The 19,773-nt window shown below is 67.1% G+C and carries 20 protein-coding genes and 1 tRNA gene; 9 read left to right on the top strand and 12 right to left on the bottom strand.

The annotated features are described in order from the left end of the window. The first annotated feature begins 42 nt into the window (after positions 1-42). The 3 genes from ACSGC5_RS03225 to ACSGC5_RS03215 all read left to right on the top strand — a co-directional run bounded on the left by ACSGC5_RS03225 (position 43) and on the right by ACSGC5_RS03215 (position 2,387). Entirely contained in the window at positions 43-687 is a 645-nt protein-coding gene (locus ACSGC5_RS03225) for a hypothetical protein (RefSeq protein WP_434969171.1), read from the top strand. 117 nt (positions 688-804) lie between these two features. Continuing rightward, positions 805-1,725: an AEC family transporter gene (locus tag ACSGC5_RS03220; RefSeq protein WP_434969170.1), complete on the top strand. Its 921-nt coding sequence runs from the start codon at positions 805-807 to the stop codon at positions 1,723-1,725. 101 nt (positions 1,726-1,826) lie between these two features. After that, positions 1,827-2,387 carry an HdeD family acid-resistance protein gene (locus ACSGC5_RS03215; protein WP_434969169.1) on the top strand — a complete coding sequence of 187 codons (561 nt, stop codon included), beginning with the start codon at positions 1,827-1,829 and terminating at the stop codon, positions 2,385-2,387. A gap of 75 nt (positions 2,388-2,462) precedes the next feature. Here ACSGC5_RS03215 and ACSGC5_RS03210 read toward each other — a convergent pair whose 3' ends face one another. Continuing rightward, entirely contained in the window at positions 2,463-3,236 is a 774-nt protein-coding gene (locus ACSGC5_RS03210; protein WP_434969168.1) for an SDR family oxidoreductase, read from the bottom strand. A gap of 128 nt (positions 3,237-3,364) precedes the next feature. Between ACSGC5_RS03210 and ACSGC5_RS03205 the strand changes: the two genes are divergently transcribed. The 4 genes from ACSGC5_RS03205 to ACSGC5_RS03190 all read left to right on the top strand — a co-directional run bounded on the left by ACSGC5_RS03205 (position 3,365) and on the right by ACSGC5_RS03190 (position 6,108). After that, positions 3,365-3,862, top strand: coding sequence for an NfeD family protein (locus ACSGC5_RS03205; protein WP_434969167.1), 498 nt, complete (start codon positions 3,365-3,367; stop codon positions 3,860-3,862). After that, positions 3,855-4,784, top strand: a complete 930-nt coding sequence (locus ACSGC5_RS03200) for an SPFH domain-containing protein (RefSeq protein WP_434969166.1) — start codon at positions 3,855-3,857, stop codon at positions 4,782-4,784. The genes ACSGC5_RS03205 and ACSGC5_RS03200 overlap by 8 nt, the downstream gene beginning before the upstream one ends. Then, positions 4,781-5,569, top strand: coding sequence for a glycerophosphodiester phosphodiesterase family protein (locus tag ACSGC5_RS03195; protein ID WP_434969165.1), 789 nt, complete (start codon positions 4,781-4,783; stop codon positions 5,567-5,569). Before ACSGC5_RS03200 ends, ACSGC5_RS03195 begins: the two co-directional genes overlap by 4 nt. A gap of 155 nt (positions 5,570-5,724) precedes the next feature. Next, positions 5,725-6,108 (top strand): RNA polymerase-binding protein RbpA, encoded by a 384-nt coding sequence (locus ACSGC5_RS03190; RefSeq protein ID WP_434969164.1) that lies wholly within the window; start codon positions 5,725-5,727, stop codon positions 6,106-6,108. A gap of 85 nt (positions 6,109-6,193) precedes the next feature. Here ACSGC5_RS03190 and lnt read toward each other — a convergent pair whose 3' ends face one another. From lnt to ACSGC5_RS03145, 9 genes are all read right to left on the bottom strand, one after another. Then, positions 6,194-7,744, bottom strand: coding sequence for an apolipoprotein N-acyltransferase (gene lnt, locus ACSGC5_RS03185; protein ID WP_434969163.1), 1,551 nt, complete (start codon positions 7,742-7,744; stop codon positions 6,194-6,196). 50 nt (positions 7,745-7,794) lie between these two features. Next, the gene (locus ACSGC5_RS03180) at positions 7,795-10,290 is read right to left on the bottom strand and encodes a DEAD/DEAH box helicase (protein WP_434969162.1); all 2,496 of its coding nucleotides are present in this window, start codon (positions 10,288-10,290) and stop codon (positions 7,795-7,797) included. Continuing rightward, positions 10,287-11,048 (bottom strand): twin-arginine translocase subunit TatC, encoded by a 762-nt coding sequence (tatC, locus tag ACSGC5_RS03175; RefSeq protein WP_434969408.1) that lies wholly within the window; start codon positions 11,046-11,048, stop codon positions 10,287-10,289. The genes ACSGC5_RS03180 and tatC overlap by 4 nt, the downstream gene beginning before the upstream one ends. Positions 11,049-11,117: 69 nt before the next feature. Continuing rightward, complete coding sequence (gene tatA, locus ACSGC5_RS03170; protein WP_434969161.1) at positions 11,118-11,387, bottom strand: Sec-independent protein translocase subunit TatA; 270 nt, start codon at positions 11,385-11,387, stop codon at positions 11,118-11,120. Positions 11,388-11,485: 98 nt separating this feature from the next. Next, positions 11,486-12,451 carry a helix-turn-helix transcriptional regulator gene (locus ACSGC5_RS03165; protein WP_434969160.1) on the bottom strand — a complete coding sequence of 322 codons (966 nt, stop codon included), beginning with the start codon at positions 12,449-12,451 and terminating at the stop codon, positions 11,486-11,488. Further along, positions 12,448-13,446 carry a helix-turn-helix transcriptional regulator gene (locus ACSGC5_RS03160; protein ID WP_434969159.1) on the bottom strand — a complete coding sequence of 333 codons (999 nt, stop codon included), beginning with the start codon at positions 13,444-13,446 and terminating at the stop codon, positions 12,448-12,450. The genes ACSGC5_RS03165 and ACSGC5_RS03160 overlap by 4 nt, the downstream gene beginning before the upstream one ends. Positions 13,447-13,483: 37 nt before the next feature. Continuing rightward, positions 13,484-14,446: an FKBP-type peptidyl-prolyl cis-trans isomerase gene (locus ACSGC5_RS03155; protein ID WP_434969158.1), complete on the bottom strand. Its 963-nt coding sequence runs from the start codon at positions 14,444-14,446 to the stop codon at positions 13,484-13,486. Positions 14,447-14,450: 4 nt separating this feature from the next. Then, the gene (locus tag ACSGC5_RS03150; protein WP_434969157.1) at positions 14,451-15,491 is read right to left on the bottom strand and encodes a tRNA (adenine-N1)-methyltransferase; all 1,041 of its coding nucleotides are present in this window, start codon (positions 15,489-15,491) and stop codon (positions 14,451-14,453) included. After that, complete coding sequence (locus tag ACSGC5_RS03145; protein ID WP_434969156.1) at positions 15,488-16,168, bottom strand: HAD family hydrolase; 681 nt, start codon at positions 16,166-16,168, stop codon at positions 15,488-15,490. Before ACSGC5_RS03145 ends, ACSGC5_RS03150 begins: the two co-directional genes overlap by 4 nt. 124 nt (positions 16,169-16,292) lie before the next feature. Here ACSGC5_RS03145 and ACSGC5_RS03140 point away from each other — a divergent pair, with 124 nt between their 5' ends. Then, complete coding sequence (locus ACSGC5_RS03140) at positions 16,293-17,159, top strand: PAC2 family protein (protein WP_434969155.1); 867 nt, start codon at positions 16,293-16,295, stop codon at positions 17,157-17,159. A gap of 25 nt (positions 17,160-17,184) precedes the next feature. On the opposite strand, the gene ACSGC5_RS03135 is transcribed toward ACSGC5_RS03140, so the two are convergent. Together ACSGC5_RS03135 and ACSGC5_RS03130 are read right to left on the bottom strand one after the other, a co-directional pair. Next, positions 17,185-18,009, bottom strand: a complete 825-nt coding sequence (locus tag ACSGC5_RS03135) for an undecaprenyl-diphosphate phosphatase (RefSeq protein WP_434969154.1) — start codon at positions 18,007-18,009, stop codon at positions 17,185-17,187. 14 nt (positions 18,010-18,023) lie between these two features. Beyond that, positions 18,024-19,325: a M20/M25/M40 family metallo-hydrolase gene (locus ACSGC5_RS03130; RefSeq protein ID WP_434969153.1), complete on the bottom strand. Its 1,302-nt coding sequence runs from the start codon at positions 19,323-19,325 to the stop codon at positions 18,024-18,026. A gap of 119 nt (positions 19,326-19,444) precedes the next feature. Here ACSGC5_RS03130 and ACSGC5_RS03125 point away from each other — a divergent pair. Then, positions 19,445-19,529: transfer RNA gene (locus ACSGC5_RS03125), tRNA-Leu, on the top strand. Positions 19,530-19,773 lie beyond the last annotated feature (244 nt).

The following is a 19,773-nucleotide window of genomic DNA, read 5'->3' as shown; positions in this document are numbered from 1 at the left end:
GCGACGTATGGTCGGCGCGGGCCGGCTCATTAGGCTCGAACGATGCGAACGCGGAACATGACGTGGACCTTGGGCGGCAGCGCACTGATTCTGGCCGGCGTGATCATGATCCTGCAGTACGTTGTGACCGCGCCGTCGGCGCGCCCCGCCCTGTACCTCATCGGTGAGCTGGTCTGGGCCGTCGGCGTCACCGCGTTTGCGATCGGGCGCCGCCGCTACGACAGCGTCGTCTCACGCAAACCCTTGGGTGTGTCAGCACTCCTCGTCCTGGGATGGTGGCCGCCCATCAACCGCGTGCTCCTTGATGCGATCGCTCTGTCCGAGCCGATCATGAGACCCGACCAGATCTCGGATGCTCATGTCGCCCTCGGCTACCTCGGCTTGTTCGTCCCACTTGCCGCCGGTCTCGTCGCCTCGGTTCAGATCGCTCGGGCGCGCATCGTCCCTTCCCCGTGGCGCTGGGCACCACTGTGGGTGCTCGTCTTCGGTATCGCGGGCGGCGTGCTCACCCAGGCCCTGTACGCGACATTGCCTCACACAGCCCCACAGCCGCTCACGGACATAGCCGCACTCCTCGGCGCGATGACCGCACTCGCGCGCACCATGGGTCTCGGCGTGCTCGCCCTCGTCCTGAGCGAACGTGCGCGCCCCTCAAGCGTCCAGATCTTCCGCTCCGGTCAGCCCTGACCCGGAGCAGTGGCGACACCAACGACGACGGAGCGCGCGCGAGGGACGGCGCTGCCAGTCGGCCTGTTTCGCCCTAGTGCGGCGGTAGCGTGGAACGGTGAGAACTGCGGACCCGACGTGCTGAACGCAGCCACGGGGTTCGCGGTCATCGGCCTGGCGATCGCGGTCGGATATGTCATCGGACGAATCAACCTGCTCGGCCCGCAGGCTGGACCGGTTCTGGGGCGACTCGTCTTCTTCGTCCTCTCCCCCGTGCTGCTGTTCGTCGTGCTGTCTGAAGCAGACATCGCGACTTTGTTCTCTGCACTGCTGCCCGTGTCGGCGATCACCGCGATCATTGTCATCGGCCTCTACGCGACGATCTCCCGCCTGTCGTGGCGGCGCCCGGTGGGCGACACCCTCATCGGCGCTCTCGCGGCAGGACAGGTCAACTCGAACAACATCGGGATCCCGCTCTCGCTCTATCTCCTGGGATCTGCTGCCTACCCGGCGCCGGTCATTTTGTTCCAGCTGCTCATACTCGTCCCCATCTCGATGGCAATCCTCGAGAGCGTCACCGCCGCGACACGCAACCTCGGGAAGATCGTGGTGCGCACTGTCACGAATCCGGTTGTGATCGGTTCGGTGGCAGGAACGATCGTCTCGGTGACGGGTCTGGAATTGCCGACACTGGTCACCGAACCCCTCCACTTCCTTGCTGCCGCGTGCGTTCCGGTGCTGTTGTTGAGCTACGGGATGTCGCTCCACGGCCAGCGGGTGCTCGCAGCCGGGGGCCATCGACGCGAGGTCATCCTCGCGACCGCGCTCAAGCTCATCCTCATGCCGCTCGTGGCCTGGGCGCTCGCCAGCCTGGTCTTCGGGCTGTCGAGACCGGAAACCCTCATCGTCGTGGTCCTCGCGAGCCTTCCCACCGCGCAGAACGTCTTCAACTTCGCTCAGCGATTCGGAGTGGCAGAAACCGTCGCGCGCGACACGGTGTTCCTGACAACGATCGGGTGTATCCCGCTCCTGCTGACGGTGCTCGCCCTGCTCGGGTGAAGGCTGCGGCGCGGATTTCGGCCACCACTCCCCCAGTTTCGGTGTATTCAGCGATACGCTGGGTCCGCAAGCTCTCAGCTAACTCCCAGAAAGGGAACGCCATGTCAACCGAAAGCTCCGTCGCCAAGGAGGCCGTCAACGGCGTCCGCACGGCGCTCGGCATCGCCGGTGTCCTGTCGCTCATCGTCGGAATCCTCATCCTCGTCTGGCCGGGCCGCACGGCGATGGTCGTCACGGCGATCATCGCGATCTACGCGATCGTCGGGGGCCTCGTCTACGGCGGGCTCGGCATCTTCTCGAAATCGATGGGTGGCTGGTCGCGCGTCGGCCACATCATCCTCGGTGTCGTGTTCATCGCCGCCGGTATCTTCGCCTTCTTCAACCTGGCAGCCACCACCGGGTGGTTCGCCGTCTTCCTCGGCATCCTCGTCGGAATCATGTGGATCGTGGAAGGCGTGGTGTCGCTGACGACTCTCAGCGACGCCGCCTCGAAGGGGTGGACGATCTTCTTCGCAATCATCAGCATCATCGCTGGTGTCGTGCTGCTGTTCTCGCCGCTGTGGGGCGCCGTCGTGCTGTGGTGGCTGCTCGGAATCTCGCTCGTCGTGCTCGGCATCATCCAGATCGTGCGCGCGTTCACGTTCGGTAAGAAGAGCCTCTAGTCGGGCTGAACCGCCCACAAGAAGACCCCGGGGTTTCCCGGGGTCTTCTTCGTTGACGGGGGATCCGGATGCCTGTCACTCCCCCACGAATGAGCTCGTGTCGCCGACCAGTCGGGTGTGGTCTGCGGGGATCGGGTCGACCGCGGCCTGCGCGACCTCCGCTGCGAACTCCGAGACGTTGTAGAGCTTGCCCGCGGATTCTCGGCGCGAGGCGATCGCACCCGGGTTGGCACGCTCCAGAAGCGTGGCCGTGATCGTTCCCTCGATCATGTCGCCGGAGACGACGACGAACCCGATCCCGCGCTCGAGCAGTGCGGGGATCCGTTCGCGAAGCGCATCCTCACCGGCGCGCTTGGACAGCGCCACCGGCTCGTACTCGGGCATCGTGGGCGTCGTCCGGATGAAGTGGGCCTGGTGGCTGGTGACGAAGACCACGCGAGCATCACCGCGCAGGAGCGGGACGGCCGTCTCGAGGACGTTGATCTGGGCGTCGCGGTTGAGAAGGAGCGCGTAATCGTCGGCCATTCCGGCCTCCATGCCACCGGAAGCGTTGAGCACGAGGATGTCGAGCCCCCCGAAGGCTTCCTCGACGGCGGCGAACATCGCGGCCACCGAGGAGGGATCGGTGAGGTCCGCGCCCACGACAAGCGCGTCGACGCCGAGCTCCCGGACCTCCACGGCGAGTTTCTCGGCGCGGGGTGCCTTGTTTCGGTAGTTGATCACCACGTTCGCTCCCGCGGCGGCGAGATAGCGGACGGTGTCCGCGCCGATACCGCGAGAGGAGCCGGTGACGAGGGCGGTCTTGCCGCGTAGGGTCCCAGGGGCGATCGGGGAGGAAGTATCGGTCACTGTTGCTCCTGTTGCAGGGCGGCGCGTCGGCCGCGGGGCAGCGCCGGAATGGCGTGCGTACCGACCCTACCAACCGCGCCACCGCGGCCCCCGCGTTGATAGGGTCGGACCAGGCGGAAGGAGGAGGGGTGTTGCCCGATCTCACGCAGTACCTGTGGATCCTCTGGCTGGCGCTGGCGGTGCTCTTCGTGATCATCGAGTTGCTGACGCTCGAGTTCACCTTCCTCATGCTCGCCGCCGGCACGCTCATCGGGGGCCTGGGCACCAACCTCCTCGGTGGACCGTGGTGGCTTCAGATCGGACTGGCGGCGGTCGCGTCGGCGCTCCTGCTGTTCACGATCCGTCCGCTCCTCCTGCGCGCCCTCCGACGAAGCTCTCCGGTCGTGTTGACGAACGTTGACGCGCTCGTCGGCATGCCCGCGCGGGTCACGCGTGCGTTCCTTCAGGGCGCAGGCGAGGTCAAGCTCGACAACGGCGAAACGTGGTCGGCACGGTTGACCGCCGGGGTCACGGATGGCGAGGTCACCGTCGGCGAGACAGTCACGGTTGTGGCCGTCCGGGGCGCTGCCGTCGAGATCGCTCCAGCATCTTCGCCAACGACAGAAAGGACCGTGGAACATGATTGACATCGGCGCGTTCGCGGGACAGATCTTCGTCATCATCCTCCTCCTGGTCATCGCGATCTTCGTGGTCGTGGTGATCTTCCGTTCGATCCGGATCATCCCCCAGGCCACCGCCGGGGTCGTGGAGAGGCTCGGCCGCTACCACAAGACGCTTTCGCCGGGACTGAACCTGCTTGTCCCCTTCATCGACCGGGTACGACCGCTCATCGACATGCGGGAACAGGTCGTGTCATTCCCGCCGCAGCCGGTCATCACCGAAGACAACCTCGTCGTCTCCATCGACACCGTGGTCTACTTCCAAGTGACGGATGCGCGGGCTGCCACCTACGAGATCGCCAACTATCTCGGCGCCGTCGAGCAGCTGACCACGACGACGCTTCGCAATGTCGTGGGCGGACTGAATCTCGAGGAGGCGCTCACGAGCCGCGATGAGATCAACACCAAGCTGCGGGTCGTCCTCGACGAGGCAACCGGTAAGTGGGGCATCCGTGTCTCGCGCGTGGAGCTGAAGGCCATTGATCCGCCAGTGTCGATTCAGGACTCGATGGAGAAGCAGATGCGAGCGGAGCGCGACCGCCGTGCCGCAATCCTCACGGCCGAAGGGACCAAGCAGTCGGCGATTCTGCAGGCCGAGGGCGCCCGGCAGGCCGAAATCCTGCGTGCCGAGGGTGAGAAGCAGGGCCAAATCCTGCGCGCACAGGGAGAAGCGGAAGCGATCGCGACGGTCTTCAACGCGATCCACGAGGGCAACCCGGATGACAAGCTTCTGGCCTACCAGTACCTCCAAACGCTGCCCAAGATCAGCGACAGTGCGTCGAGCAAACTCTGGATCATTCCGAGCGAGTTCACCGAGGCGCTCAAGGGAGTATCGGGCGCGTTCGGGCCCCGCGAGGCAGCCCGTCCGACACCCGATGAGCAGGCGTGAGCCACCCCTATTTCCAGGACGCACCGTACCCGCGCGTCCTTGCCCATCGCGGGCTGAGGCCGGACGACACGGTAGCCGAAAACTCCTACGCCTCGGTTGCTGCGGCACAGCAGGCGGGCGCCGTGTTCGTGGAGTCAGACTGCCACCTGACTCGCGACGGCGAAGTCGTCCTCTTCCACGACGGTGACCTGCGGCGAGTCACCGGCGACCCGCGGCGCCTCGTCGACGTCGACCTCACGGAGCTGAGTGCGCTGATGGCCGATCGCGGCGGACTCATCACGCTCAGATCCGCGCTGGCAGACTTCCCCGACGTGCGGTTCAACCTCGATGTGAAGGCTCCGGCGGCCGCCGAGGCGGTCGGCGCGCTCGTTGCCGACCACGGGGAGCGAGTGCTCGTGACGAGTTTCGCGGATGCACGACGGCGGGCTGCCCTCGCCTCGGCGTCGCGTCATGCGCCTGCGGGCGCCGCCGCTCCCGCCACCTCCGCGGGGCGAGAGACGATCACCCGCGTTCTCTGGGGACTGACGGCGCGGAATCCGCGCATCATCGCCTCAGCGCTCGCCGGCGTCGACGCGCTGCAAGTGCCGGAGCGTCAGGGCCCGGTGCGCGTGGTCACCCCGCGGCTGATCGATGCTGCGCATCGTCACGGCGTGGAGGTGCACGTGTGGACGGTCAACGATCCCACCGAGATGCGTCGCCTGGTCGCCATGGGCGTTGACGGGATCGTCACCGACAGCGCCGATGTGGCGATCGCAACCCTCCGAACCGCCTCGGATCCGGGCTGAGCCGCAGCGCCGACACCGGGGCAACGCACATGCGATACCCCGTTGCCTCACTCCCCCGCTGAAGATCCGCTGAGAATGCTCTCATCTGTCGGTCCTCATGGATGATCTGCCCAGGTGAGAGCGTTATACCTGAACAGCGACGAGAGGACCACACAATGGCAGACCGCAGCCTCCGCGGCATGCGACTCGGCGCCTCCAGCCTACAGAGCGAGGACGGCGTCGTATTCCATGAGCGGGCACAGTTCACCTACTCCTGCACGTCTTGCGGACGTGACACCACCATGACCTTTGCGGCAGACGCCGAGGTCCCCGAGACATGGGAATGCCGCACCTGCGGCGCCGAGGCGCTCCTGCGCGTCGACGGCGAGACCGTCACGGTGGACCATGGGGACGTCAAGGCGCCCCGATCACACTGGGACATGCTTCTGGAACGTCGCACGATCCCCGAGCTCGAGGAGCTCCTCGAAGAGCGTCTCGCTTTCGTCCGGGCTCGCCGGGGTGCGGGCGACGACGTCACCGCCGACAAGTTGAGCGCCTGACTAGCGCTGCAGTCAGCCGTGCCTGGGAGCACGGCTGACGCACAGTTCACAGGGGGGTCGATCCGGTCACGGATCGACCCCCCTCTCATGCGCGGCGCCGGCCGGCGATCACGCCCGCGGCGATGAGTCCGACGACGCTGAGGATCGCGATCGCCGTGCCGAGGGCGCCTCCGATCACGATGCTCGGGGTCAGACCGGTGCGCAAAGGCACCTCGGTGAGCATCGAACCCGCTTGCGCGGCCGGAAGAGAATCGATGGTCGCCCCGTCGGGTCCGATGACCTGGCTCGTCCCGACAGTCGAAATGTTGACCACGGCGCGCCCTGTCTCGATCGCGCGCATGCGGGCGAACGCGAGCTGCTGCAGATTTTCGTCCGTATCGCGGAAGTCGGCGTTGTTCGTCTGGAACATATAGACCTGAGCGCCGTCTCGTGCTCCGTCGTGAATGACGTCGTCGTAGATGACATCGAAACAGATCGCGAGTCCCACTCCGACACCGTCCACCTCGACGTAGGGCGGATTGGAGCCCGGTGTGTACTCCCGGCCAATGAGCCCGACCAGATCCGGGACGATCATCTCGTAGAACCAGCGGTCCGGGACGTACTCACCGAACGGAACCGGGTTCGACTTGTCGTGATACTGAACGGCGCCCTGACCTGGTTCCCACAGGATGGACGTGTTGTAGGTCAGCTCTCCACGCGTCGTCGCCGCGTTGACCAGCAGTGGCGCATCCACCGCCTCGGCGAGGGCATCCAGCACCTCTGCCGTGGTCTCGTTCGCAAGCGGATCCGAGTCGATGCCGCCCTCGGGCCACAAGAGGAGGTCCATGTCCTCCCCGAACAGTGGCGTGGATGCTGACAGCTGGGCGTTGAGAATGTCTCCAGGCGATCGGGTGTCGAAGTACCCTGAGGGACCGTTTCCCTGCACGCTTCCGACCGTCATGGTCCCCGCCGGTGTCGTCGGGAACTGGGGGGTGATGAGCAGGATCACGCCGAGAGCAGCCACGGGGATCGCCGTCCGCACATCGGACCACTGTCGCAGCCGCAGCCACTCGATGACCCCCGCGGTGAACGCGACCATCAGAAAGGACAGACCTGTCACGCCGATCCACGACGTGATGTGCGCCAGCGGACTCTCCGACTGGCTCATTCCGACCCGTGCCCACGGAAACCCCGTGTACGGCCAGGACCCGGTGACGAGCTCCCGCAGCGTCCACAGTCCGGCGACAAGGAGCGGCGTGAGCACGAGCTGTGTCCACCGACCCGGCGCGGCTTTCGGCATCCAGCGATATGCGAGCGCGATGAGCACGGAGCCGAGTGCGACGTAGGCCGTGGCCGCCCCCGCCAGCGCGAACCACGGGATCACGCCGAGATAGCGGTTGAGCCACACGATGTGCACGAGATAGAACGCGATCCCGAAGACGAACCCGACCAGCAGCGCGCCCCAGGCGCTCCGGCCGATGAGCGCCACGAGCGAAAGCCCTACCCCGACGAAGGCGAGGGGCCACCACCCGACAGACGGGTAGGCGAGATCCAGAATGAGGCCCGCGGCAACGGCGACGAGCACCGCTGCCCAGAGCGGAAGCAACGCTCGCGGGCGACGGGAATCGGGCGCGGCATCACGTCGATGTTCGGGCATGACCTCCAGCCTAGATTCGCCAGCCTGATCTCCGGCTGAAGGCTCGGCCATCACACCGACGAGTACGCCACGATGCCGCGACGCACGCTCTCGAGGGCGCGGCGCGCAACCGTCGCGAGGCGTGGTTCGGCGACCAGCGACATCTGATCGAGGAGGTCGATCGTCTGCTTGGCCCAGCGCACGAAGTCACCGGCGGCAAGGTCTGCTTCGCGCAAGACGCGGTCCAGTGGGACCCCCCTGGCCCAGGAATGCATCGCGAGCGACAGTCCCGCGGCAGGTGGCTCCGAGCCGGGAAGCCGCGAGTCGCGCTCGAGGTCGTCGAGTCGCTGCCACAGGTCCAGCGTCTGCGCGAGTGCCTCGCGGAAGGCACCGCGGGGCAGCGCGCGCTCCCCCATCCCCGCCTCGTCACGGCGCGGTTCATAGACCAGCGCACACGCCAGTGCGGCCAGCGATGGCGCATCCAGCCCGCCCCACAATTCGAGCCGCAACGATTCGGCAACCAGCAGGTCGCGCTCGCCGTAGATCCGCCGCATGGTGCGACCGGATGCCGTCAGTGTCGCGGTACCGTCTGCGGCAACGCGGACGTAGTCCAGGGTCGCGAGCACATCGACGATACGATCGAAAACCCGGGCGACGGTTCCGGTGCGCGCGTCGATCTGGCTGCGAAGGCGCTCGACCGTGCGCTTCAGCTTCCAGTAGCGCTCTGCCCATCGGGCGTGGTGCTCGCGGTCGGGGCACTGATGGCACGGATGCCGCTGCATCCGTCGACGGAGGTCGCTGATTTCGCGCTGGCGGGTGTCCCGCGTCTGCCGAGACGCGTTCGCATCCTTGCGGCCCAGCTTCTCGAGATCGCTGAGTTCGCGACGGATGCTGGAGTACTCGGCGAAGTCGCCCTTGTCGCAACTCATGGCCTTCGCGTAGCCCGCGAGGGACTCTTCCGATTCCTTCACCTGGCGCGCGAGCCCGACCACGGCCCGGTCAGCCTGGAACTGCGCGAACGAGGACTCCAGGATCTCTCTCGCGCGGGCCCTGCCGAACTGGTCGATGAGGTTCACCGCCATGTTGTAGGTCGGCCGGAAGCTGGAGTTCAGCGGATAGGTGCGCCGCGATGCCAGTGCGGCGACGGCCTGGGGGTCGAGCCCTTCGGTCCACTGGACGACGGCGTGGCCTTCCACGTCGATCCCCCGGCGTCCGGCACGGCCGGTGAGTTGGGTGTACTCCCCCGATGTGATCGCGACCCGCGCTTCGCCGTTGAACTTCTCGAGCTTTTCGAGCACGACCGTTCGCGCCGGCATGTTGATCCCCAGCGCAAGAGTCTCGGTCGCGAAGACGACCTTGATGAGCTTCCGCTGGAAGAGCTCCTCGACGACCTCCTTGAACGCCGGCAGAAGACCCGCATGATGTGCGGCGACTCCCCGCTCGAGGTTCTCGCGCCATTCCCAGAATCCGAGGACAGCCAGGTCTTCCTCGAGCAGGGTTCGCGTGCGCTCCTCGACGATCGCGCGAATCTCCGCGCGCTCCTCGGGTGTCGTCAAGCGCGCTCCAGATCGCCGCACCTGCTGCACCGCAGCGTCGCACCCGGCACGGCTGAAGATGAAGAAGATCGCGGGAAGCAGATTCGACCGCGCGAGCAGCTCGATCACCTCGGGGCGGTCAAGCCGTTCGATCCGTTGCGCATTGGCTGAGCGCACCGGGCGATGCCCTCCCCGATGGGGTCGACGATGCTGGCCGTCGCGTCCGCGGCTTCCCGACATGGCAGCACTGCGGCTGGCCTGGACGCGCCGGTTGTTCTCGTACGTCGGGCCCTTGAACGAGCGGATGCGCATGAGCTCCTGGTTCACCTGCGCCGTGGCGATCCCGGCACGATCGTCGAACAGCGGCAGGAGGTCCCCGCGCACGAGAACGTGTTGCTCGAGCGGGACCGGTCGCGTCTCCGACACGATGACGTCGGTGTCTCCGCGCACGGTGTCGAGCCAATCGCCGAACTCTTCGGCGTTCGACACCGTCGCCGAGAGCGAAATGAGTCGCACCGCCGGCGGCAGGTGGATGATGACCTCTTCCCACACGGCGCCGCGGAACCTGTCGGCGAGATAGTGAACTTCGTCCATGACGACGTAGCGCAGGTCGCGCAGCGCAGGCGAGCCCGCGTAGAGCATGTTGCGCAACACCTCGGTCGTCATAACGACCACGCGGGCGTTTCCGTTGATGTTGGTGTCACCCGTTAGGAGTCCCACGTCGTCGGGTCCGTAGACGTCGACGAGCTCGCGGAACTTCTGGTTCGACAGAGCCTTCATCGGCGTCGTGTAGAACGCCTTGTCCGCCGGCTCGCGCATCGCCAGGTGTACCGCGAACTCCCCGACGATGGTCTTCCCCGCGCCCGTGGGTGCCGCGACGAGGACGCTTCTGCCCGATTCCAGTGCGTGGCATCCAGCGATCTGGAACTCATCGAGCTCGAAGCGCTGCATGTCGGCGAACCCGGCCGTCACGGGGAACGCACGGGCGGCCTCGGCCCGCGCGAATCGCTCCGCCGGGCTCGGGACGCTCACCCGGTGGCCTCGGGGGGCAGCAGTGCCGCCTCGCGCTTGGATCGGCGCCGATCGAACAGCATGGAGACCCCGGCGGCGGCGAAGAAGAGCACGACCAAGATTCCGGCCAGCAGCAGCATCGATACTGCGTCCGCGGCAGGGGTTGCGACGGCGGCGAACAGCGTCGCGACCAAGACGGCCACCCGCCAACCCTTCAGGATGCCGCGCCCCGAGATGACGCCGGCCACGTTCAGAGCGACGAGGAAGACAGGCAAGACGAAGGAGACACCGACGACGAGGAGGAACTTGAAGACGAAGTCGTAGTAATAGGTCGCGTCATAGAAGAGCGACGTCTGCTCGGGGGCGAACGTGGCCATGATCTCCACGACGTGCGGAAGCACAAGCCATCCCACGACTGTGCCCGCGAAGAACAGGGGTACCGCGGCACCGACGAAGCCGGCTGTGTATCCCACCTCCTTGCGGGTCAGCCCCGGCATGATGAACGCCCAGATCTGCCACAGCCAGATCGGCGCTGAGATCAGGATGCCGATCGCGAACGCGATACGGATGCGGAGATCGAAAGGCCCGGTGACCGTTGTGAACATCACTTCGACGTTCAGCTCGTCCCCACGCATGGCGGCGACATCGGCAATGGGGATCGTGATCAACCGGATGATCGGATCGGTGATGATGAACGCCACCACCATGCCCACGACCAGGGCGATGGCCGAGATCATGAGCCGCTTACGCAACTCGATCAGATGCTGCCCGAGGGACATCCTCCGGTCACGGCGCGGCCGGTCGGGCTCTCCCACCTGAGGCAGGGAACTGGTTGCCACGCGGCAGGGTCAGGCTGTGGAATCTCGACCGCTGGACGACGCGGCCTGCGACGAACCGGACGAACCGGTCGACGACGAGTCGGCGGCCTCGGATGCGGCGACCTCGGGCTTCGCGGCATCCTTCGAGTCGTCGTCCTTCATGGCCTTCATCTCGCCCTTGAAGACACGGGCCGACTGGCCGAGGCTCTTTGCCAGCGCGGGCAGCTTCGCCGCGCCGAACAACAGCAGGATCACCGCGAGAATGATCAGCAGGTGCGGCCACCCGAATGCGTTCCCCATAGGGTCTCCTCACGATTGCGGTGCCTGCAGTCTACCCCGGACGTGCGCAACCGTCCCGAAACCGGCCTGCGAACCGGCCAAGTCGTGCGTTCGCGCTGTCAGGACGCGTCCGAATACTGCGCCAGCGCCGCCTCGGCCCAGTTCCGTGCCGCCTCACGCGCCCCGACCGGCGCGACGACCCGGACCTCACCCCCGCGCCGTGCGGCGAGACGGCGAAGGCTCACTTCATCGGCGATGCGCATACGGGCCGTACTCACCCCCGCCGATGTCGTGACGGTCGCCCGGTCCAGATAGTCACCGAGCAGAGGTGCCACGGATGCGGGAAACTCCAGCGTCGCGATCACGTCCTCACCCGCGTCAGCGAACCACCCCGGCACTGCCTCCTGCTCGTGCGTGATCGGGATGTCGGTGAGGCTGAGATCGCTGACCCTGTCCAGGTGGAATGTGCGCATCGCCTCACGAAGATGGCACCAGCCCTGCAGGTACCACTGTCCTTGAGCGATCAAGACCTTGACCGGATCGACCGTGCGCGTCGTCGGAGATCCCTCGGGTGTCTTGTACGTGAAACTCACCGCGACCTGCCGTCCCAAGGCATCCGCCACGAGGCGACGAACCGCGTCGACGGGTTCGGACGCCACGACCACGGCTGCGGGCGTGCGAGATGCCCCACGAGAGAGTTTGGCCAGCAGCCCAGCGAACAGCTGCGAGTCACCGACACCAGGAATGGTCGCCGCGAGCTGGAGCCCGGCAAGCAGAGCCGCCGCCTCGCGAGCGGTCAGGCGCGGCGCACGCTCCAGTCCGACTGAGTTCGTGATGACGATGAGGTCGCGCTCGTCCAGCAGATCCCAGTCGATGTCGAACAACTCATTCGCCATCTGCCAGTACCCGGAGTCCCCCGGCAGGCCGATCACCGTGAGACCGCGCACCATGGTCCGCATCTGCTCGGCTGTGACGTCGAACTCGTCGGCAGCCTCGGCCACCGAGACCTCACCCTTGGAGATGAGGTACGGAACCAGCTGCAACAGAAGCGCCGCGCGATCGGTGGCCACCGACGGACCGCTCACTCGTCCCCTCCCCTATGCGCATCACGAACGGCACGCAGCCGTCGAATCACCTCGGACCTGACGATGTCGGGTTCGACGACGCGGACCTCCGGCCCATACGAAGCCAGTTCGTCGGCGAAGATGTGCACATCGACGTACGGCACCCAATAACCCTGCGCTGCCGGCTCGGCCCGACGCGACAGGCGCAGCCACGCCTCGGTGCCGGGATCGATCTCCACCAGCGCCCGCTGCCGCGCGGCCAGAGCGCGCAGACCCTCGAGTGCCCGCTCACCTGCCCCCTCCCGCAGGTCGGGATCGCCCACGGTGCGAGTGACCACGACATCGTCGACGATGCGGGTCAGCAGGAAGGTGCGCGGCGCGTCGAGGTCCAGATCCAGTCCGTACACGTGCCAGCGCGCCTCGAACTCGACCAGTGCCAGCGGTTGCAGCCGCCGAACTCGCGGTGCCGCGCTTCCTGGCCGCATGTAGCTGAAGCTGACGATCCGTGAGTCTTCGATGGCCCGCTGCAACGGCGCGAACGAGGGTTCGCGCAAGCTGATCCGGGGCGAGTAGCCGAGGATGGGGTTATCCACCGGGATGCCGAGCGCGCGGATCTTGCGCAGCCCACTGCGCGCATCGGCCGACAGCGAGCTTTCGCTCCACACTCCGCCGGCCAGATTGAGCAGCGCGATCTCCGCCGGCGTGAACTCGATATCGGCCGGCAGCTCGTACTCCGTCGTGGGAACGCGGTATCGCGCCTCCCGAAGGTCATCGGGGTCGGCGCGGTCACCGATCGTCTCGATCGGAACGCCAAGACCGCGCAGACTCTCTTTGTCGCGCTCGAACATCTTCTCCAGCGCGTCCTTCGAGGTCCCGGACTCCGACTGCTCGCGGTAGCCCGACACCGACGACAGGATCGTGTCTTTCGTGAGGCCCTGCTCGGTGGCCATCAGAGCCACCACGAGGTTCACCAACCGCTCCTCTGGCGGGATGCGCGTCGTGTTCTTGGGGGGCACGCCCTCATCCTAGGCGCGCGATGCGCGGCATCCGACGTTACGAAGTCGGTTCCGGATCGAGGCCCAGGATGTCGATCACAAACACCAGGGTCGCCCCGCCGGGAATCGCACCCTGGCCCGCGTCGCCGTAGCCCTGGTCCGGTGGGACGACGACGAGCACCTGCGATCCGACCGTCTGGCCTTCGAGCGCCGCGGCGAATCCGGGAACCACGGCGTTGAGGTCGAACGAGACAGGTTCGGAGTCCCAACTCGTATCGAATACCTCTCTGGTGTCCCACAGCAGGCCGGTGTAGTGAGCCCGGACCGGCTGGTCTCCCGTGACGACCTCACCGTCACCCTTCTTGAGGGTCTGAATCGAAAGCTCCTCCGGCGCGGGAGCATCGGGGATGATCACCCCGGGACGTCCATTGGGCGCCCGAACCACGGAAGGAAGACCGTTGCTGTCGGTGAACTGATCTGCCCCCGTTGCCTTGGGCAGGTAGACCTTGCGCACATCGACCACGGCGACCGCCGAATCGTCTTCGTCGAGGCCGATCTGGGCGGCGGCGGCCGGGTTGATGGCGTCCGACGGCAGCGCGACGACGACGCGATCGCCCTCCTGCGCGCAGCGCAGTGCATCGTCCAGGCCCGGGAGCGTATCGATCCACCGGCCCATCGAGAACACACTGGAGAGAGTCACGTCGTACGAGGTGGCCACGGCAGTCTCGCCGGTCTGCCCGTTCAGCAGGACCATGTCCAGCACGACCATCTGTTCCGGTGTCGTGATCGGGGTGCCCTCGCCCTCGGTGAGATCGACCCACCCCAGCTCGTCGACGTGGAACGGCGTGTAGACCTCCACGTCGGGAACCTGGCCGAACTCGCCGTCGACGCTGACGAGCTCGTTGACCGCGGCATCCGAGGTGACCACGCGCGCGCAGGAATCTGCCGCGTTGGTCGAGCAGCCGACGAGCGCGGCAGCGGACAGGCCGAGGATCGCGAGGAAGGCGGGTGTCTTTCGCACCGGATCAGTCTAGGCGGTCGACGTCGGCCGCTCCGTCGCCGGCGGCCTCGCGGGCCCCCTCGCCCGCTGCCTGGCGTGCGCCGTCGGCGGCCCGCTGGGCTTCCCGCACTCGCTTGCGCAGGTTCTTGTCGGTGATCTGCCGGTCGCCGACGGCTCCGGGCGTCCACAGCTCGACATCGTCGTCGCCGTAGCTCGTCTTGGATGCGCGCCGCTTCTGTTCCGGCGGCACGGCGCCCGGTGCGAGCCGTCGCGCCCACAGCAAGAACCCGGTGTGCGCGACCATACGGTGGTCGGGCCGAACCGCGAGCCCCTCGACATGCCAGCCGCGAACCATCGTCTCGTTGGCATCCGGCTCGGTGAAGACGCCGGTGTTGCGGATGTACTCAGCGACCCGGCTCAGCTGGGTGGCAGTGGCGACGTAGCACAGCACGACGCCGCCCGGGGTGAGCGCCTCGGCGACGGCATCGATGCACTCCCAGGGGGCGAGCATGTCCAGGATGACGCGATCAACCGAGCCCGGCTCGATCGCTGTGGGCAGCTCCTCGGCCAGGTCCCCGACGCGCACCTCCCACGACGTCGGGCGGTGACCCAGGAAGGTTTCGACGTTGGCCTGCGCGACCTCGGCGAACTCAGGCCGCCGCTCGAATGAAAGGAGCCGTCCTGCATCGCCGATCGCGCGCAAGAGCCACAGCGACAGCGCACCGGAACCGACCCCCGCTTCCACCACGACTGCGCCGGGGAACACGTCCGCTTCGGCGAGGATCTGCGCGGCATCCTTCGGGTACACGATGGCTGCGCCTCGCGGCATCGACATGACGAAGTCGCGCAGCAGCGGGCGAAGCGCAAGGTACTCGTGTCCGGCGCTGTTGCGGACGACCGAGCCGTCGGGAAGGCCGACGAGCGTGGAGTGGGGCAGCACGCCGTGATGGGTGTGCAGTTCGCCGCCCTCGCGCAGCGTGATGGTGTGCAGGCGGTTCTTCGGTCCCGTGAGCTGGACGCGGTCGCCGATACGGAAGGGGCCGGACAATCGGGGGGTGGCGCTCATGACCGCTCCTCTCGGTGGGTGCGGTGGAGACGTCCCAGGTCCGATGCCGTGACGCCGTCAAGCGTCGGCCATACCTCGTGCGCGCCAGCTCCCACGAGCGAGACCATCGCCGGCACGCCCAGGACCACGGCCCCGGCGGCGACCGCCGAGCGCAGCCCGTTCGGCGAGTCCTCGATCGCGACCGTGCCCGCGGGATCCACTCCGAGCATCGCGCACGCCTGGAGGTAGGGGTCGGGGTAGGGCTTCGGGCGAGTGACGTCGTCGCCGGCGACGACGACATCGAACGCCTCGAAATCGATGAGATCCGCGATGTGGGTCGCCATCCGCCGCATCGACATCGTCACGAGTGCGGTCTTCACCCCCGCAGCCTTCAGGTCGGCCAGGAGCGCTCGGGCGCCCGGACGGAAGGGGACGCCATCGCGCGAGATGGTGCGCATCACTTCACTCGTGAGGTGGTCGATGATGTCGTCCACCGACATCCGGACACCCTCCGCCTGCAGGATCCGCGCGGAATCCTCGAGTGCGAGACCGACCAGGGAAAGCGCCTTCTCGTGAGTCCAGGTGCCGCCGAAGCTCTCGACGAGCGGTGTCTCGGCAGCGATCCAATACGGTTCCGTGTCGACCAGGGTCCCGTCCATGTCCCAGAGCACGGCAGCAGGAGCGGGAACGGCAGTCACCGCACCATGCTACCGATGGGCCGGATGGCGCTGGTCCGTCGCCGGATTCGGGGCACTCGCCGTTTCTCGCGCCCGCCGGACGGCGGCGTCCTATCCTGGATGGATCGCCACCTGAGGAGGTTACGTGGAGGGACTGGGACGCCGGGTTCTCGTCGCCGCATTCGACGGCTGGAACGACGCGGGCGAGGCTGCTTCCTCCGCAGTCGCCCATCTGCGGGAGACAGGCGGCTACGAACCGATCTACTCGGTCGATCCCGAACTGTACTTCGACTACCAGTACACGCGGCCTCAGATCCGCACCACAGCAGACGGCTCACGAGAGCTCACCTGGCCGGAGACCACCATTCATCGCCCCACTCGACCCACCCGCGGCACACAGCTGTGGCTGCTGACCGGCGTCGAACCGGCCCGCGCCTGGCAGGCTTTCGCGGCTGAACTCGTCGATGTCGCCCTGCGAGAGGACATCACCGGATTCGTGGCAATGGGTTCGATGATGTCGGATGTCCCGCACACGCGCCCCATCTCCGTCTTCGCGGGCAGCGAGAGCGAGCCGGTACGCACCGCTCTCGACCTGGAGCGCAGCACCTACGAGGGCCCCGTCGGTATCTTGAGTGTCATCTCCCACGTCGCCATGAGCGCGGGCATCCCGTCCGCCCAGCTGTGGGCCAGTGTTCCCCACTATGTGGCTGGTCACACGCCCTCGCCGAAGGCGAGCCTCGCGCTGCTCGACCGCCTGGAAGACATCACCGGCGCGCAGCTCGACCGGGGGGACCTCCCGACGCAGGCGAGGACCTGGGAGGCGTCCATCGACGCGGCCGCCGCCGAGGACGAGGAGATGACGGAGTACATCCATCAGCTCGAACGCACCCGGGACACCTGGGACTCGCCGGAGGCGTCGGGAGACGCGATTGCGCAGGAGTTCGAGCGGTATCTGCGCCGCCGGGGCGACGGTCCCGGCCGTGGCGGGCGCGACGAGCCGCGCAAGCCCTAGTTCTCTCGCGCGATCGACAGTCCCCTCAGTACGGCTGGATGACGCCCATGCTCAGCAGCACGAGCAGGGTGGCGCCAAGGGCGACCCGGTAGACCACGAAGGGCAGGAAGCTGCGCTTGGAGATCCAGCTCATGAAGAAGGCGATCACGCCGAGGGCCACGATGAACGCCACGCCGGTGGCGGCAGCAGTCTCAAGCGGCGTGAACGGCCCCTGCTCATCGGCGCTCTTGAAGAGCTGGTAGAACCCGCTCCCGAAGACGGCGGGAATCGCCAGCAGGAACGCGTACCGAGCGGCCGCTGCGCGTTCGTAACCGAGGAACAGACCCGCGGTGATCGTGCCGCCCGACCTCGATACGCCCGGTATCAACGCGAGGGCCTGGGCGAACCCGAAGATCACCCCGTTCCCGACGGTGAGTTGATCGAGCTTCCGGCGCTTCGCGCCCACGAGGTCGGCGATCCCCAGGAGGACTCCGAAGAAGATCAGCATCCCCGCCACAAGCCACAGCGACCGGAGTGTCGTCTCGATCTGATCCTGGAACAGCAGGCCCAGCACGACGATGGGGATCGAGCCGATGATGATCAGCCACCCCATGCGGGCATCCGGGTCGCTGCGCGGCGCCTTGCCGACCAGAGAGAGCGACCACCGCGAGACGATCCGCACGATGTCGCGCCAGAAGAAGACGACCACCGCAGCCTCTGTCCCGATCTGGGTGATCGCGGTGAACGCTGCGCCGGGGTCCTCGGCACTCGGCAGGAACTCGCCCAGGATGCGCAGGTGTGCGCTCGACGAGACCGGCAGGAACTCGGTGAGCCCCTGCACGAGCCCGAGGATGAGTGCTTCCAGCAGCATGGATGCCTTCCGGATCAGTACGACAGCAGAAGATCGGTCAGCACCCGCTGTCCGAACACGAGGGAATCCAGGGGAACGCGTTCGTCCACACCGTGGAACATGCCGGTGAAGTCGAGATCCGCCGGGAGCCTCAGCGGCGCGAACCCGTACCCGCGGATGCCGAGGGCCGCCAGCGCCTTGTTGTCGGTGCCCCCGCTCATCAGGTAGGGCAGCACGGGAACTCCGGGGTCGTGTCGACCGAGCGCCCCGACCATGGCGCTGACCAGCTCACCCTCGAAGGGCACTTCGAGGCCGATGTCCCGGTGCACGACCTCGATCGCGATGTCGGGCCCGATGATCTCTTGGATCGCCTGAAGGGCGGCATCCTCGGCGCCGGGGAGTGTCCGCACGTCGATCAGCGCTTCTGCGCGATCCGGGATGACGTTGTGCTTGTAACCGGCGGCCAGGCCCGTCGGGTTGGCTGTCGTGCGGATCGTCGACCGCAGGAAACGGGAGGCGGGTCCGGCAGCGGCGGCGACGGCATCCGGATCGTCGGCGGATGTCCCCGTGAGTTCGGCGATCCGTTCCGTGAGTCGCTGCGTCGTTGCGGTCATTTCGACCGGCCAGGCCGTCTGACCGAGTGCGGCGACCGCCTCCGCGAGCCGCGTGACGGCGTTGTCCTCGTGAAAGGCGCTGCCGTGCGCCGCGCGACCGCGAGCGACCAGACGGATCCAGACCAGAGCCTTTTCGCCCACCTGGAGCAGGTACGCGCGTCGACCGGCGAGATCGATCGAGTACCCGCCGACCTCGCTGATCGCCTCGGTCGCTCCCGCAAACCACTCGGACCTGTCGCGGACCACGAGGGATGACCCCTCGCCGCCGCCGTTCTCCTCGTCAGCGAAGAATGTCACTACGAGATCTCTTGCCGGCTGCCGCCCGCTCCGCAGGATCTCGGCCACCGACGTGAGGATCATGGCGTCCATGTTCTTCATGTCGACGGCACCGCGGCCCCACAGCATGCCGTCGCGGATCTCTCCTGCGAACGGGTCGACCGACCAGTCCTCCGCGACCGCGGGGACGACGTCCAGGTGACCGTGAACGACCAGGGCAGGCTTGTCGCGGTCGGCGCCCGGGATGCGCACACAGACGTTCGTGCGCCGATCGATCGGCTCGTAGATCTCGGGCGTCAGACCCAGCCCACGCAGGTATGCGGCGACGTACTCGGCGGCTTCTCGTTCGCCTCGAGCGTGCCCCCCGCCCCAGTTGGTGGTGTCGAAGCGGATGAGGTCCCGCGCGACGACGACGACTTCGGGAAGCTCCGACTCGGTACCAGACACGGGCACAAACCTATCGCGCCCAGACGACGCGAGTGTTTCATCGCTGCGCCCAAGACGATTATCGGCGACCGCCCGGACGTGATAATGTCAATCTTCGGTTGTGAGACCGACACCACTCTGCGCGGGTGGCGGAATAGGTAGACGCGCTAGCTTGAGGTGCTAGTGCCCGTATAGGGCGTGGGGGTTCAAGTCCCCCCTCGCGCACAGACGAAATGGGTCCCGAAAGGGGCCCATTTCCGTCTGTCCGGGCGGGGTCGATGCGAACGCCCCCGGGGTGGGCCCACGCCGCCGGAGGCTCCGCACGGCGCGCAGCGACGTGTGGAGTGGCGGCGGGGACAAGTCCCCCCTCGCGCACAGACGAAATGGGTCCCGAAAGGGGCCCATTTCCGTCTGTCCGGGCGGGGTCGACGCGAACGCCCCGGGGGGGTCGATGCGAACGCCCGCGCTG

It is taken from the genome of Microbacterium sp. bgisy207 (assembly GCF_965345035.1).
Lineage (GTDB): Bacteria > Actinomycetota > Actinomycetes > Actinomycetales > Microbacteriaceae > Microbacterium.
The sequence above is the reverse complement of the archived record's forward strand: the minus strand, read 5'-3'. Positions and strand labels throughout refer to the sequence as shown.